Origin of the sequence: Streptomyces sp. KLMMK, from assembly GCF_036961605.1 — a bacterium.
Lineage (GTDB): Bacteria > Actinomycetota > Actinomycetes > Streptomycetales > Streptomycetaceae > Streptomyces > Streptomyces telluris.
In genome coordinates this window covers 1-13324 of the sequence record NZ_JBAMDC010000177.1, presented here as the reverse complement: position 1 = coordinate 13324, position 13324 = coordinate 1, and the positions used below count along the sequence as shown (strand labels likewise).

The following is a 13324-nucleotide window of genomic DNA, read 5'->3' as shown; positions in this document are numbered from 1 at the left end:
GACGGTCACCCCACTGGCGGTGGTGACCGGCTGCTGCGGCGGGTACGCGGGGGGCTCCGGGTACCCCGGGTACGAGGAGTGCTGCGGGTCCTGGGCGCCGTAGGGGCGAGTGCTGTCCGTCATGGGCACGACTCTGCTGCCCGCAGATGAGAACTGTCTGAGGGAGCACTGAAAACGGGCCGAGAAGTCCGTTCGTTCCGTATAAGGCTCGGACAGGGCTCCCGGCGCGGCCGTGGCCCCGGCGCAGCCATGGCCCACGGCCCGACGGCCGTAGCCGTAGCCGGCGCCGTCGCCGGCTACGGGAGAGTGCCGGACAGGGAGCACCGCAGCACGGTGCGCGCCTGCTCGACCAGTTCCTCGGGGGTGATCGTCTCCAGGGTGCGGCGGCAGTGGGCCAGGAGGGCGTCGGCGGTACCGGCGAGGGCCGCGTCGTCGAGGGGGCGCTCCGCGAGGTCGGGCCCGTCCTGGAGGAGCGCCTGGAGGAGGGCGTAGAGGTGGGCCGTGCCCGCTTCGCGGACGGTCAGGGACAGGTGCGCGGACGGGCTGTCGCCGACGGCGCTCGCGCGGTGGGCGAAGCCCCGGGGCACGTAGAGCACCTCGCCGGGGCGCAGCACGGTGTCCAGCAGCAGCTCGCCGGGGTCGCCGTCCTCGCGGCGGGGCTCCCAGTTCCCGTCGGCGGGGCCGCCGTGCACCCGCCAGCGCTTCGCGCCGCTGATCTGGATCGCCAGGACGTCGGCGTCGTCGCGGTGGACGGGGCGGCCCTGGGTGCCGCCGGGGGTGAGGAAGTAGAACGCCTCCACCTGGCGGCCGAGCTCCTTGCCGACGCCCCGCGCCAGGTCGCGCACGCCCTTGTGCCACTGGTCGACGTACCGCAGGAGGAGGGTGGCCCGTTCGTCGCGGATCAGCGCGCGCACCGCGGCGGCGTCGGCGTAGTCCTCGACCACCTCGCCCAGGACGACCCTCGGGGTGCAGAACCGGTGGGCGGGGAGCCGGCCGTGCTCGTGGACGAGATCGACGTAGGGCGCCTTGAGCAGCCCGTGGTCGAGGAGGCCGTCGAGCTCGGCGGTGGTGAGCACGTCGACGGGGGGATCGTGCGGGCGCAGGACCGCGGGTGCGGTGCGCCAGTGGGTGGTGAGGAACTGCCGGCTGTCCGCCACGCAGCGTTCGAGCCAGTTCGCGGTCACGTCGGTTCGCTCTCCGTCGGGTCGGGGGTGGTTCAGTCCGTGGGCCGGCTGCTGTGGGCGCTCAGGCGCGCGGCGCCCACGAGGGATTCCGGCGTGGTGCCGGCCAGCTGCGCCCGGAAGTGGCCGAGGAGCCCGGCTGCGGCCCTGGTGAGCTGTTCGTCGTCGAGCGGGCGGGCAGGCAGGGCGAGCCCCGCGGCGAGCCGGGATCCGAGTTCGGCGCGCAGGTGGCCGGTGCGGGCTTCGCGGAGGACGACGGTGAGGTGGACGGAGGGTGCGGAGCCGGTGGCCTCGGCGGTGTGGGCGAAGCCGTTCGGCACGTAGAGGACCTGGCCGGGCTCGACGACGGCGTCGAGCAGCACCGGGCCGGGGTCGGCTTCGGGCACCGGCTGCCAGTGGGCGTCGGCGGGGCCGCCGTGCACCTGCCAGCGCTTGGTGCCGCTCAGCTGGATCACGAGGACGTCCCCGTCGTCGCGGTGGACCGCACTGTGGTGCCCGGGGTGGGAGCGGAAGACGAACGCCTCGGCCAGCCGGCCGAGCCGGGCGCCGATTCCGGCCGTGAGGGCGCGCACCGGGGCGTGCCACTGGTGGACGTAGCGCAGCTGGAGGGTGGCGTGGTCGTCGTCGAGGAGCGAGCGGACCCGCGCGGGGTCGAGGCAGCCGTCGAGGCGCCGGCCCGCGACGAGCCGGGGCGGGCAGTACTGCTCCTCGGGAACCGGGCCCACGGCGGTGTAGAGCGCGGCGTACGGGACGCGCAGCAGCCCTCCGCCGATGAGGGCGTCGAGGTCCGCGGTGCTCAGGACCTCCGTCGGCGGATCGGCCGGGCGCATCAGTGCGGGGCCCTGCCGCCAGTGGGTGTGCAGAAAAGCCGGCACGTCCTCGACGCAGCGTTCCAGCCAGTCCATGGCTTGCGCTCTCTCCTTCTTGCGGGGTGCGCGCTCCGTACGGTCCTGTTGCGCGCTCCGTACGGTCTTGTGCGGTGCGCCGGGGCCCTCCGGTGTGCTGGCCGGCCGGAGGGCCCCGTACGGCGTTCCTCGTCCGTCGGGCTCAGATGACGTCGAGCGGGCAGCCGCCGCAGGACGCCTCGACCTGGGTGCCGGAGGCGGGGGCGGAGGAGGAGGCGATGGCGTTGGGGGCGAAGACCGCACCGCCGACGACGGCCGCGACGGCGACGGAGAGCGCCGCCTTGCGGGTCAGCGTGGTGCGCTTCGGCTGGGCGTCGGCCAGGGCTGCGGTGTTCCGGTCCATGGGGATGCTCCTTCTGCTGCTGTTGCCGGTGGATGAAGTGCGAGGCGGCTCTGGGGGGTCACCGCCTCGCTGTGCTCCATCCTGGGGCGGGCCGGTATGCCGCGAAAGTCACGTGTTCACGGCTCCCGGACCGGCGGTACCGGGCATCAGGGACCGGGCATCAGAGTGGTCTTGACGGCACGTCAGAGTCGCGCGTGCGGGCCCAGGGCGAGCCGGATGTCGCGGGATTCCCGGGCGGGCCGGGAGCGCGTCACGTATCCCCCGGGCACGTAGAGCACCTCTCCGGCGCGCAGCCGCAGCTCCTGCCCGGCGCGGCACGCGGCCGTGGCGGCGGGGGGCCGGTCCGGGGGCCGGAACTGCCATCCGCTGCTCCCCTCCTGCTGGAGGACCAGCAGGTCGTACGGGGCGGCAGCCGGTTCCGCGGCCGGGCATGCGGGGGCGGGCAGCGCCGCCACGGGGTGGCCGAGCCGCAGGGCAAGCGCGTCGGCAAGCTCGCCGGGCGGGTGGCCCCAGCCGTCCGGCCCGGCGTGCTCCGGCCACAGCAGCCCGGCCCGCCCGCCCTGGTGGACGCGGACGAAGAGGACCAGCTCGGACAGCAGACGGGCGTCCGCCTCCGATCGTCGCGGGCCGTGCGCGGCGCATGGTCCACCCGGGGTGAGCAGGCCCGTCATGGTGTTCCTCCCTCTGCCGCGGACGCGGGTGCCGCGGCGGCGCCGAGAACACTGCCGAGGCGTCAGAGGGGCGGGAAAGTCACGGCTTTGCGCCACAGGGCGGGGCCCCCGGTGCGGCCGCGTCCTCCAGCAGCCCCTGCCGGACCGCGGCGGCGCCGGCCTGGAAGCGGCTCTCGGCGGACAGCTGGTCCATGATGTCGGCGATGTGGCGGCGCGTGGTGCGCAGCGACATGCCCAGCCGGCGGGCGACCGCCTCGTCCTTCAGCCCCGCGGCCAGCAGCTGCAGGATGGTGCGGTCGAGTTCGCCGGAGACCTTGGCGAGCCCGTCGTCGGCGGCGTTGGAGAACGGGGTGGCGGCTTCCCAGGTCTGGTCGAACAGCCGGCACAGGTAGGCGACGGTGTTGGGCTCGCGGAGGACGACCGCGCCCCAGGAGCCGTCGGCGGTCGGCAGGAACGCGGTCTCCCGGTCGAAGACGATGATGCGCCCGAAGAGCTCGTGGCTGGTGCGGTACTCGCCGCCCAGGGCGGAGGCGGCCGCCACGTAGGCCTGGCTGGGGCCGTGGAACCGCGCCGTGTGGTGGTACAACGTGCGCAGCCGCACGCCCCGTTCGAGCAGCGCCCGGTCCCGCAGCAGGGCCTCCTCCATCGCCTCCGGCACCCGGGAGCCGCCGCCGGGCTGGCTGGCCAGCACCTCTTCGCGGCAGTGGCCGGACATCCGGGTGAGGAGCGTACGGACCTCCGGCAGGGTCGGGATCACCTCCAGGCCGCCGGCGCCCCCCGCGCCGCTCCGGTACGCGGACGCGAAGCGCTCCGCGTCCGCCCGGATCCTGGCGACCTGGAGCTGCTGCTCGCGGATGCGGGCCTCCAGCGCCGCGATCCGGGGTCCCGCGGCCGCCTCCGGCGCCACGGCGCGCTCCCCCGGCGGGTCTCCGGCGGCGGGCTGTATCAGCCCGGCCGCGCGCAGCCGGGTCAGCGCCGCCTCGGTCCGCTCCGGGCTCAGGCCCAGGCCGCCGGCCGCGTCCGGGACGTCGACGCGCTGGTGCTCCAGCACCCAGGCGTAGAGCGCCAGGTCCGCCTCGTCGGCATCCGGCTCCGCACGACAGGCTTCACCCTGCCGGGTTTCTCCCATTACGCCCCCCTGCTTCATGCTGCCATGCAACTTGGTGAGGTATGTGATCGGTTGTGGCCAGGATACGGACCGGAGAGTCTGTTTCCTGTCACCGAAACCCGCAATGACCTGCAAGGGCCAACCGCCCTTGCACCCCTGGGAGATCACCGTGAAGCGCACCTTGCTGACCACCGCCGTCGCCTCGCTGCTCGCCTTCGCGACCCTCGCGCCCGGCTCGGCCTCCGCCGCCCCCGCCCCGGCGCAGGAGCGGCCGGCGGTGTCCGCGGGGCAGGACGGGCACCCCCCGGTCCTCACCCTGCCGACGACCCCGCGCTGCACCCACTGCGGCGGCCCGACCGACACGTCCTGGGGCGGCACGACCGGCCGGGAGAAGTGATCCCCGGCGCACCGCACCCGTCCCGAGCCCACGCCCGCCACCCCGCTGGGAGAGCCGCATGAACCCCGAAGCACCCGCCCTCACCGGCCGCGAGCGGCAGGTGCTCCACCTGCTCAGCAGCGGCGACACCATCTCCTCCATCGCCCGCCAGCTGCGCCTGAGCCCGCACACGGTCGATACGTACCTGCGCCGCCTGCGCACCAAGACGGGCGCCGCGAACCGCACCCAGCTCGCGGTCTACGCGGTCCGGCACGGGATCGCCGGGCACCTGGCGCAGTCCTGAGCGCGACGCACCGGGCGCCGGCCGCGCACCGTCAGTCGCCGCAGCCGCAGGAGCGCCGGATCACCAGCGCCGACGGGAACTGCTTCAGCCGCTCGCGGCGCGTGCCCACCACCCGCAGCGAGTCGTCCAGGACGAGGTCCACCGCGGCGCGCGCCATGGCCTGGCGGTCGGAGGCGACCGTGGTCAGGGGCGGGTCGGTGAGGGCGGCTTCCTTGACGTCGTCGAAGCCGGCCACGGCGAGCTCGCCGGGCACGTCGATGCGCAGCTCCCGCGCCGCCCGCAGCACGCCGATCGCCTGGTCGTCCGTGGCGCAGAGCAGCGCCGGCGGGCGGTCGGGCCCGGAGAGCAGCTCCAGGGCGACCTTGTAGGCCTCGTAGCGGTTGTACGGGGCGGGGAAGAGCCGGCCCTCCAGGGACTTCCCGGCCTCCCGCATGGCGCGGCGCCATCCCTCGACGTGGTCGGTGACGGGGTCGCCGATGGTGGGGGTGCGCTCCGTGCCGCCGAGGCAGGCCACGTAGGGGTGGCCGTGCTCCAGCAGGTGGCGGGTGGCCAGCTGGGCGCCGCCGACGTCGTCCGTGACGACGGCCACGTCGTCGATGGCGTCGGGGCGGCGGTGCATCAGGACCACCCGGGCGTCCCAGGCGTCGATCTCCGCGGCCGCGTGCTCGCTCGGGCCCTGGCTGATGAGGATCAGGCCGGAGACCCGCATGCCCAGGAAGGCGCGCAGGTAGTGCACCTCGCGCTCGTCGAGGTAGTCGGAGTTGCCGACGAGCACCATCTTGCCGCGCTCGGCCGCGGCCTGTTCGACCGCGTGCGCCATCTCCGCGAAGAAGGGCTGGCGGGCGTCCGGGATGATCAGGCCTATGAGGTCCGTACGGCGGGACGCCATGGCCTGGGCGACCCGGTCCGGCCGGTACCCCAGCTCCTTGATCGCGGCCAGCACGCGCTCGCGCGTGGCCGGTGCCACCGGCCTCGGTCCGTTGTTGATGACATAGCTGACCACCGCGGTCGACGTCCCCGCCAGTCTCGCCACATCGTCCCGCGTCACCTTGGCCACGCGCGGAAGTCTACGCGGGTCCACTCACCGTTCGGCCGGGCGAGCGGCCCCGCTCTTCGCGGCCTCCGGCTCCTCCGTCCGCTGCGCCTTGGCGGAGTCCTTCGCCTTGCCCTCGCCGGGGTTGTCGATCTTCTCGGGCACAACGAACCGATACCCGACATTCCGCACGGTGCCGATGAGCGACTCGTGCTCGGGACCGAGCTTCGCCCGCAGCCGCCGCACGTGCACGTCGACCGTGCGGGTGCCGCCGAAGTAGTCGTAGCCCCAGACCTCCTGCAGCAGCTGGGCGCGCGTGAAGACCCGGCCCGGGTGCTGGGCGAGGTACTTCAGCAGCTCGAACTCCTTGAACGTGAGATCCAGCACCCGCCCCTTGAGCTTGGCGCTGTACGTGGCCTCGTCGACGGAGAGGTCGCCGGTGCGGATCTCCATGGGGCTGTCGTCCGTGGTGATCTGCTGGCGGCCCATCGCCAGCCGCAGCCGCGCCTCGACCTCGGCCGGGCCCGCGGTGTCGAGCAGGACGTCGTCCACCCCCCAGTCGGCGGTGACGGCCGCGAGGCCGCCCTCGGTGACGACGAGGATCAGCGGGCAGCCCGGGCCGGTGGAGCGCAGGAGCTGGCAGAGGCTGCGCACGTGCGGAAGGTCACGCCGGCCGTCGATCAGTATGACGTCGGCGCCGGGGGTGTCCACGAGGGCCGGGCCCTCGGCGGGGGCCACCCGCACACTGTGCAGGAGCAGGCCGAGCGCCGGGAGCACCTCCGTGGAGGGCTGGAGGGCATTGGTCAGGAGCAGCAGGGAACTCATCGGCTGCCACCCGCCTCACTGGTCGTACGGTCCTTGCGGACCCGCGCGCTTCGCTCGCCCATGACGTCGGTTCCTCCTCGGTCCCTGCGAAGGGGTACCACCCAGGGCCTTGCTCTGGGGGAGAGTGCGGCACTGCTTCGTACGGTTGCGTGCGTCCCAGCACTTGTCTCAGCACATGAATGCACAAAAGGACCCGGGGGCTACTCTGCCCGGATCCTCTCTGCCCAGCAGAATAACCCACATGACTTTCCGAGGTCCGGACGATTTTGCACGACCTTGTGTTTCGTCGATCACTTCGAGTGGTCATCGCATCGCGCTCTTGACAGCCGACGGTGTCCGCGTGGAAGCGGCGTACGAACCCTGCACGGGAGCGCGGACGCCCCCGCCGGACACCCCCGCGGTGGTGCTCGCGCACGGCTTCACCGGAGCCCTCGACCGGCCCGGGCTGCGCCGGGCCGCGCGGGTCTTCGCCCAGCGTGCGGCCGTGATCACGTTCTCCTTCCGGGGGCACGGCGGCTCGGGCGGCCACTCCTCGGTCGGCGACCGCGAGGTGCTCGACCTGGCCGCGGCGGTGCGCTGGGCACGCTCGCTCGGGCACGAGCGGGTGGCCACGGTGGGCTTCTCGATGGGCGGCTCGGTGGTGCTGCGGCACGCCGCGCTCTACGGCCCGGAACCGCGCGCGGAGTACGGGGAGCACGCGGGGCGCACGGACGCACACGCCGACACGGTCGTGGCGGTAAGTGCGCCGTCGCGTTGGTATTACCGCGGTACCGCACCCATGCGGCGACTGCATTGGGCGATCTCACGGCCCGCGGGGCGGCTGATCGCGCGCTACGGGCTGGGGACGCGGGTCCAGGCGGAGGACTGGGACCCGGTCCCGCTCTCCCCGGTGGAGGCGGTCCCGATGATCGCGCCCCGGCCGCTGCTGATCGTCCACGGCGACCGGGACGCGTACTTCCCGCTGGACCACCCGTACGCCCTCGCCGGCGCGGGCGATCCACAGTCGACGGAACTGTGGATCGAACGGGGCTTCGGCCACGCGGAGAGCGCTGCGCGCGGCGAGCTGCTGGAACGGATCGCCCACTGGGTGTGCGCTCACGCCTGACGGCGGGTCCGGCACCGCCGGGTTCCCGCGTCGTGGTTGCACGCCGCCGCGGCGGCAAAGACGTGAGAGGCCGAGCCCCTCAAGCTTTGCCGCTGCGGCGGGAAAGACGTGAGAGGCCCTGCCTCTCAGGACCGCCGCCGCGGCGCGTAACCACCACGGCGAGGGTCCGGCGGAATGTGCAGCCGCCGGACCGCCGCGTCGTGACGCTCGCCCGCCGCGGCAGCGGAATCGCGCCTGCTCGGCGACCGGCTCGGCGAACTGCGCCTCGTACAGGCGCGCGTACGCGCCCTGCGCCGCCAGCAGTCCGTCGTGCGTGCCCTGTTCCACGATCCGGCCGGACTCCATCACGAGGATGACGTCCGCGTCGCGGATCGTGGACAGGCGGTGGGCGATCACGAAACTCGTGCGGCCCGTGCGCAGCCGGCCCATGGCCTGCTGGATGAGCACCTCCGTGCGGGTGTCGACGGAGCTCGTCGCCTCGTCCAGGACGAGGATCTCCGGCTCGGCCAGGAACGCCCGGGCGATGGTGATCAGCTGCTTCTCGCCGACGCTGACGTTGGAGCCCTCGTCGTCGATGACCGTGTCGTAGCCGTCCGGCAGGGTGCGCACGAAGCGGTCGACGTGCGTGGCCCGCGCCGCCTCGACGATCCTGTCCATCGAGGTGCCCGCGGGCGCCCCGTAGGCGATGTTCTCCGCGATCGTGCCGCCGAAGAGCCAGGTGTCCTGCAGCACCATGCCGATGTGGGAGCGCAGCTCCTCGCGCGACATGGCGGCGATGTCGGTGCCGTCGAGGGTGATGCGGCCGCCGCCCACCTCGTAGAACCGCATGAGCAGGTTGACCAGCGTGGTCTTGCCGGCGCCGGTGGGGCCGACGATGGCGACGGTCTGGCCCGGCCGGACGGTCAGCGACAGGCCGTCGATGAGCGGCTTGCCGGCCTCGTAGCGGAAGGAGACCTCTTCGAAGGCCACCTCGCCGCGCACGCGGCCGGGCTTCGGCGCGTCCGCCGCGTCCGGGGACTGCTCCTCGGCGTCGAGCAGCTCGAAGACGCGCTCGGCGGAGGCGACGCCGGACTGCACGAGGCTGGCCATGGAGGCCACCTGGGTGAGGGGCTGGCTGAACTGGCGCGAGTACTGGACGAAGGCCTGCACGTCACCGATGGACAGCGCGCCGGAGGCGACCCGCAGCCCGCCGACGACGGCGACGAGCACGTAGTTCAGATTGCCGATGAACATCATCGCGGGCTGGATGACGCCCGAGATGAACTGGGCCTTGAACCCGGCCTGGAAGAGGTCCTCGTTCTCCTTGCGGAAGATCTCCGCGGACTCCTTCTCCCGGCCGAAGACCTTCACCAGCGCGTGCCCGGTGTACATCTCCTCGATGTGGGCGTTGAGCGTGCCGGTGGTCTTCCACTGGGCGACGAACTGCGGCTGCGCCCGCTTGCCGATCTTCGTGGCGACGACGACGGACACCGGGACGGTGATCAGCGCCACCAGCGCAAGGAGCCAGGAGATCCAGAACATCACGGCCAGCACACCGGTGATCGTCAGCAGCGAGGTGACGATCTGGCTCATGGTCTGCTGGAGGGTCTGCGCGACGTTGTCGATGTCGTTGGTGGCGCGGGAGAGCACCTCGCCGCGAGCCTGCTTGTCGAAGTAGCTCAGCGGCAGCCGGCCGAGCTTCTCCTCGACCTGCCGGCGCAGCCGGAAGACGGCGCGCTGGACGACGGTGGTGGCGATCCGCGCCTGGACGAGGCTGAACAGGGACGCGCCGACGTAGATCAGCAGGACCCAGAACAGCACGTTGCCCACGGCGTCGAAGTCGATGCCGCGGCCGGGGGTGAAGTCGACCGAGCCCAGCAGGTCGGCGACGGTGCCGTCGCCCTGCTGACGCGTCCGCTCGACGGCCTCGGCCTTGCTGATGCCGTCGGGGAACTTGCTCCCGACGACGCCCGCGAAGATCAGGTCGGTGGCCCGGCCGAGGATCTTCGGGCCGATGACGGACAGGGCGACGCTCGCCACGCACAGGGCGAGCGCGACGGTTATCAGGGCCCGCTCGGGTCTGAGGGTGCCCAGCAGCCGCTTGCTGGAGCCGGCGAAGTCCATGGACCGCTCGGTGGGCTGGCCGCCCATGAAGCGGGCGATGCCGGTGGCGGGGGCGGGCCCGCGCCCGGCGGGGGCGGCCGGTCCCCCGGCCTTGCCCTCCGCGGCCTTGCCCTCGGCGGTCCCGGCCTCGGCGGCCCGGGCCCCCGCGGCCTTGTCCCCGCCCGGGGAAGCCGGTTTCTCCGGGGTCGTCACGCCGCCTCCTCCTCGGTGAGCTGGGAGAGCACGATCTCCCGGTAGGTCTCGTTGCCGGCCATCAGCTCGGCGTGGGTGCCGGTGCCGACGACGCGGCCCTCGTCCAGGACGACGATGCGGTCGGCGTCGCGGATCGTGGACACGCGCTGGGCGACGATGACGACGGTCGCGTCGCCGGTCTCGCGGGCCAGCGCGGCCCGCAGCCGGGCGTCGGTGGCGTAGTCGAGGGCGGAGAAGGAGTCGTCGAAGAGATAGATGTCCGGCTTGCGGACCAGGGCGCGGGCGATGGCCAGGCGCTGGCGCTGCCCGCCGGAGACGTTCGTGCCGCCCTGGGCGATGGGCGCCTCCAGGCCGGCCTCCATGCTCTCGACGAAGTCGCGGGCCTGCGCCGTCTCCAGCGCCGCCCACAGCTCCTCGTCGGTCGCGTCGGGGCGTCCGTAGCGCAGGTTGGAGGCGACGGTGCCGGTGAAGAGGTACGGCTTCTGCGGGACGAGGCCGACGGCCTCGGAGGAGCGGGCGGGGTCGAGCTCGCGGACGTCCACGCCGCCCACCCGCACCGTGCCGGCGGTCGCGTCGAACAGCCGCGGGATCAGGCCGAGCAGCGTGGATTTGCCGCTGCCCGTGGAGCCGATGACGGCCGTGATCTCGCCGGGCCGGGCGACGAGCGAGACGTCCCGCAGGACGGGCTCCTCCGCGCCGGGGTAGCGGAACTCCACGCCGTCGAGCTCCAGGTGGCCGCCGCTGCGCAGCTCGGTGACCGGGCGCGCCGGGGGCACCACGCTGGAGTCGGTGGCCAGGACCTCCTGGACGCGCTCGGCGCAGACCTCCGCGCGCGGCACCATCATGAACATGAAGGTGGCCATCATGACGGCCATCAGGATCTGCATGAGGTAGCTGAGGAACGCCGTCAGCGCGCCGATCTCCATGTCGCCGCTCTCGATGCGGTGGCCGCCGAACCACAGGACGGCGATGGAGGAGAGGTTCACGACCAGCATCACGGACGGGAACATCAGCGACATCAGCCGGCCGGCCTTGAGGGAGACGTCCATCAGATCGGCGTTCGCGCTGTCGAAACGTTCCCGCTCGTGCGTGTCGCGCACGAAGGCGCGGATGACGCGGATGCCGGTGATCTGCTCGCGCAGCACCCGGTTGACGGTGTCGATCTTGTCCTGCACCCCGCGGAAAACGGGCCCCATCCGCCAGATGATCAGCGAGACGATCACGCCGAGGACGGGGACGATGACGAGCAGCAGGGCGGACAGCGGCACGTCCTGCTCGAGCGCCATCAGGATGCCGCCCACGCACATGATGGGCGCGGAGACCATCAGCGTGAACGCCATGAGCACCAGCAGCTGGATCTGCTGGACGTCGTTGGTGGTACGGGTGATCAGGGAGGGTGCGCCGAAGTGCCCCATCTCCCGTGCGGAGAAGGACTGCACCCGGTCGAAGACGGCGGCGCGCAGATCGCGGCCGACCGCCATGGCGGTACGGGCCCCGTAGTAGACGGCGCCGATCGCGCAGACGATCTGGACGAGGGTGACCGCGAGCATCCCGCCGCCGAGGGCGAGGATGTAACCGGTGTCACCCTTGACGACACCGTTGTCGACGATGTCGGCGTTGAGCGAGGGTAGGTAGAGCGTGGCAAGCGTCTGGACGAGCTGCAAGAGCACGATCAGCGCGATCGATGTGGAGTAGGGCCTCAGATACGCCCGTGATAGTCGGACCAGCACACCGGGCAGCGTAAGCGAGCGCCTCGCCGTGCGGCCTCTGTATTTACAGCGGCGGGCGGCCCGTCGCCCGGTACCCGTCATCATGGGAGGCGGCAGAAGAAGGAAAGGGGTCGCCGTGGCGACGACAGAACCGGCACAACCGGTGAAACCGGCCCTGCCGGGGCAGCCGGGACCGGTGGGCACCATGCGGTACTGGGCCGCGGCGAAGGCCGCCACCGGTACGGCCGAGGAGCCGTACGCGGCGCGGACGCTCGCGGAGGCGCTGGACGCGGCCCGCCGGCGGCACGCGGGATCCCCCGAGTTCGCCCGGGTGCTGGTGCGCTGTTCGTTCCTGGTGGACGGCGCCCCGGTCGGCACCCGCGACCACGCATCGGTCCAACTGGCCGAGGGCGGCACCGTCGAGGTGCTCCCGCCCTTCGCAGGAGGGTGACCCCGGCAGCATGAGCAATCAGCCGCACCATACGTACGATCCGCAGGACCCGTACGACCCGTACAACGACGCCCGCACGCGGCGCTACGACGCGCAGTCCTACGACCAGGGCGGCGCCTACGGCTCGTACGACCAGCAGCAGGCACAGCAGCACCATCAGCAGGGGCAGGGAGCGTACGGCGAGACGTACGACTCCTACGACGCGTACGCGCAGCCGCCCCAGCATCTCCAGCAGCAGCAACAACAACCGCAGCAGTACCAGTGGCCGACCAACGGCGGCCAGGGCTACCCAGCGCAGCAGGAGGAGCCGGTCACCCAGACCTGGCAGACGCCCACCTGGGACACGGGCACGTGGCAGCAGCCGGCCGTCCCCGCCGAGGACCACGGCTACGACGCGTCCTGGCCCGGCGGCCCGCTCCCCCAGCAGCCCGCCGAGCCGTACGCGGCCGGCCGTCAGGCGCTCCCCGAGGAGCGCCCCGCGGGCGTCGTCTCCGGCCCGGTCCCCGGCGCCGTGCCCGTTCCGCACGAGCCGGCCCGGGTGCCGGAGCCGGTGCGCGGGCCCGTGCCGGGCGAGGTCGCGGACCGGCCGATGACGGCCGCGGAGAAGGCGAAGGCCGAGGGCCGGCCGCAGATCCTCTCGCCGGGCCTCAAGCCCGCCCTGATCACGACGGCGCTCGCCGCGCTGCTGGCGCTTACCGCGCCGCTCGGCCAGTTCGCGCTGGCGGTGCCGCTGGTGCTGCTGCAGGCCGTGACGGCCGCGGGCTGGTTCCGTCTGAACGGCATGTGGCCCGCCCGGCAGGGCATCGCGCTGGCGTTCCTGGGCGGCGTGGCCGCCGACATCGGGATGCTGGCCACGGACTCCGCGCAGGCGCCGACCGTCGTCATCGGCACGCTCGGCGTGTGGATGCTGCTGGTCCTCGTCCTGCAGCTGCGCAGCCACGCCTCGCCGGACGAGCGGCTGTACGGGCTGACGGCGGCCGCCGCCGCGTCGGCCGTCACCGTCCTCGCGGCCGGTCAC

General features: G+C 73.1%; 13 protein-coding genes and 1 pseudogene. 5 read left to right on the top strand and 9 right to left on the bottom strand.

Features of this window, described 5'->3' with window-relative positions; translation table 11 throughout:
• Positions 1–296: 296 nt before the first annotated feature.
• The 5 genes from V7793_RS22700 to V7793_RS22680 all read right to left on the bottom strand — a co-directional run bounded on the left by V7793_RS22700 (position 297) and on the right by V7793_RS22680 (position 4229).
• Positions 297–1184: a JmjC domain-containing protein gene (locus V7793_RS22700; protein WP_336009324.1), complete on the bottom strand. Its 888-nt coding sequence runs from the start codon at positions 1182–1184 to the stop codon at positions 297–299.
• Between the two features lie 32 nt (positions 1185–1216).
• Complete coding sequence (locus tag V7793_RS22695) at positions 1217–2086, bottom strand: JmjC domain-containing protein (protein WP_336009321.1); 870 nt, start codon at positions 2084–2086, stop codon at positions 1217–1219.
• 142 nt (positions 2087–2228) lie between these two features.
• Positions 2229–2429: a hypothetical protein gene (locus tag V7793_RS22690; protein WP_336009319.1), complete on the bottom strand. Its 201-nt coding sequence runs from the start codon at positions 2427–2429 to the stop codon at positions 2229–2231.
• 182 nt (positions 2430–2611) lie between these two features.
• Positions 2612–3100, bottom strand: coding sequence for a hypothetical protein (locus V7793_RS22685; RefSeq protein WP_336009317.1), 489 nt, complete (start codon positions 3098–3100; stop codon positions 2612–2614).
• A gap of 79 nt (positions 3101–3179) precedes the next feature.
• The gene (locus V7793_RS22680; protein WP_336009315.1) at positions 3180–4229 is read right to left on the bottom strand and encodes a LuxR C-terminal-related transcriptional regulator; all 1050 of its coding nucleotides are present in this window, start codon (positions 4227–4229) and stop codon (positions 3180–3182) included.
• Positions 4230–4377: 148 nt separating this feature from the next.
• On the opposite strand from V7793_RS22680, the gene V7793_RS22675 reads away from it, so the two are divergent.
• Positions 4378–4605 carry a hypothetical protein gene (locus V7793_RS22675; protein WP_336009313.1) on the top strand — a complete coding sequence of 76 codons (228 nt, stop codon included), beginning with the start codon at positions 4378–4380 and terminating at the stop codon, positions 4603–4605.
• Between the two features lie 58 nt (positions 4606–4663).
• Positions 4664–4888 (top strand): response regulator transcription factor, encoded by a 225-nt coding sequence (locus V7793_RS22670; protein ID WP_336009311.1) that lies wholly within the window; start codon positions 4664–4666, stop codon positions 4886–4888.
• Positions 4889–4919: 31 nt separating this feature from the next.
• Here V7793_RS22670 and V7793_RS22665 read toward each other — a convergent pair whose 3' ends face one another.
• Together V7793_RS22665 and V7793_RS22660 are read right to left on the bottom strand one after the other, a co-directional pair.
• On the bottom strand, positions 4920–5945 hold the full coding sequence (locus tag V7793_RS22665) for a LacI family DNA-binding transcriptional regulator (RefSeq protein ID WP_336009310.1): 1026 nt from the start codon (positions 5943–5945) through the stop codon (positions 4920–4922).
• A gap of 24 nt (positions 5946–5969) precedes the next feature.
• Positions 5970–6746 carry a response regulator transcription factor gene (locus tag V7793_RS22660; RefSeq protein WP_336009309.1) on the bottom strand — a complete coding sequence of 259 codons (777 nt, stop codon included), beginning with the start codon at positions 6744–6746 and terminating at the stop codon, positions 5970–5972.
• A 241-nt stretch (positions 6747–6987) separates the two neighbouring features.
• Here V7793_RS22660 and V7793_RS22655 point away from each other — a divergent pair, with 241 nt between their 5' ends.
• The gene (locus V7793_RS22655; protein WP_443057967.1) at positions 6988–7851 is read left to right on the top strand and encodes an alpha/beta hydrolase family protein; all 864 of its coding nucleotides are present in this window, start codon (positions 6988–6990) and stop codon (positions 7849–7851) included.
• 237 nt (positions 7852–8088) lie between these two features.
• On the opposite strand, the pseudogene V7793_RS22650 reads toward V7793_RS22655, so the two are convergent.
• A pseudogene (locus tag V7793_RS22650) lies at positions 8089–9981 on the bottom strand (ABC transporter ATP-binding protein); the annotation flags it as partial.
• A 161-nt stretch (positions 9982–10142) separates the two neighbouring features.
• Positions 10143–11876: an ABC transporter ATP-binding protein gene (locus V7793_RS22645; RefSeq protein WP_336009308.1), complete on the bottom strand. Its 1734-nt coding sequence runs from the start codon at positions 11874–11876 to the stop codon at positions 10143–10145.
• A gap of 184 nt (positions 11877–12060) precedes the next feature.
• Between V7793_RS22645 and V7793_RS22640 the strand changes: the two genes are divergently transcribed.
• Positions 12061–12306: a MoaD/ThiS family protein gene (locus tag V7793_RS22640; RefSeq protein WP_058047069.1), complete on the top strand. Its 246-nt coding sequence runs from the start codon at positions 12061–12063 to the stop codon at positions 12304–12306.
• A 10-nt stretch (positions 12307–12316) separates the two neighbouring features.
• A partial coding sequence (locus V7793_RS22635; protein ID WP_336009306.1) for a hypothetical protein occupies positions 12317–13324 on the top strand: 1008 nt, incomplete at its 3' end.

Bases quoted from the DNA above. Each gene is read 5' to 3' on its own strand.
- V7793_RS22695 (WP_336009321.1), bottom strand. From the start codon at position 2,086: ATGGACTGGCTGGAACGCTGCGTCGAGGACGTGCCGGCTTTTCTGCAC.
- V7793_RS22690 (WP_336009319.1), bottom strand. From the start codon at position 2,429: ATGGACCGGAACACCGCAGCCCTGGCCGACGCCCAGCCGAAGCGCACC.
- V7793_RS22685 (WP_336009317.1), bottom strand. From the start codon at position 3,100: ATGACGGGCCTGCTCACCCCGGGTGGACCATGCGCCGCGCACGGCCCG.
- V7793_RS22680 (WP_336009315.1), bottom strand. From the start codon at position 4,229: ATGGGAGAAACCCGGCAGGGTGAAGCCTGTCGTGCGGAGCCGGATGCC.
- V7793_RS22670 (WP_336009311.1), top strand. From the start codon at position 4,664: ATGAACCCCGAAGCACCCGCCCTCACCGGCCGCGAGCGGCAGGTGCTC.
- V7793_RS22660 (WP_336009309.1), bottom strand. From the start codon at position 6,746: ATGAGTTCCCTGCTGCTCCTGACCAATGCCCTCCAGCCCTCCACGGAG.
- V7793_RS22655 (WP_443057967.1), top strand. From the start codon at position 6,988: ATGACTTTCCGAGGTCCGGACGATTTTGCACGACCTTGTGTTTCGTCG.
- V7793_RS22640 (WP_058047069.1), top strand. From the start codon at position 12,061: ATGCGGTACTGGGCCGCGGCGAAGGCCGCCACCGGTACGGCCGAGGAG.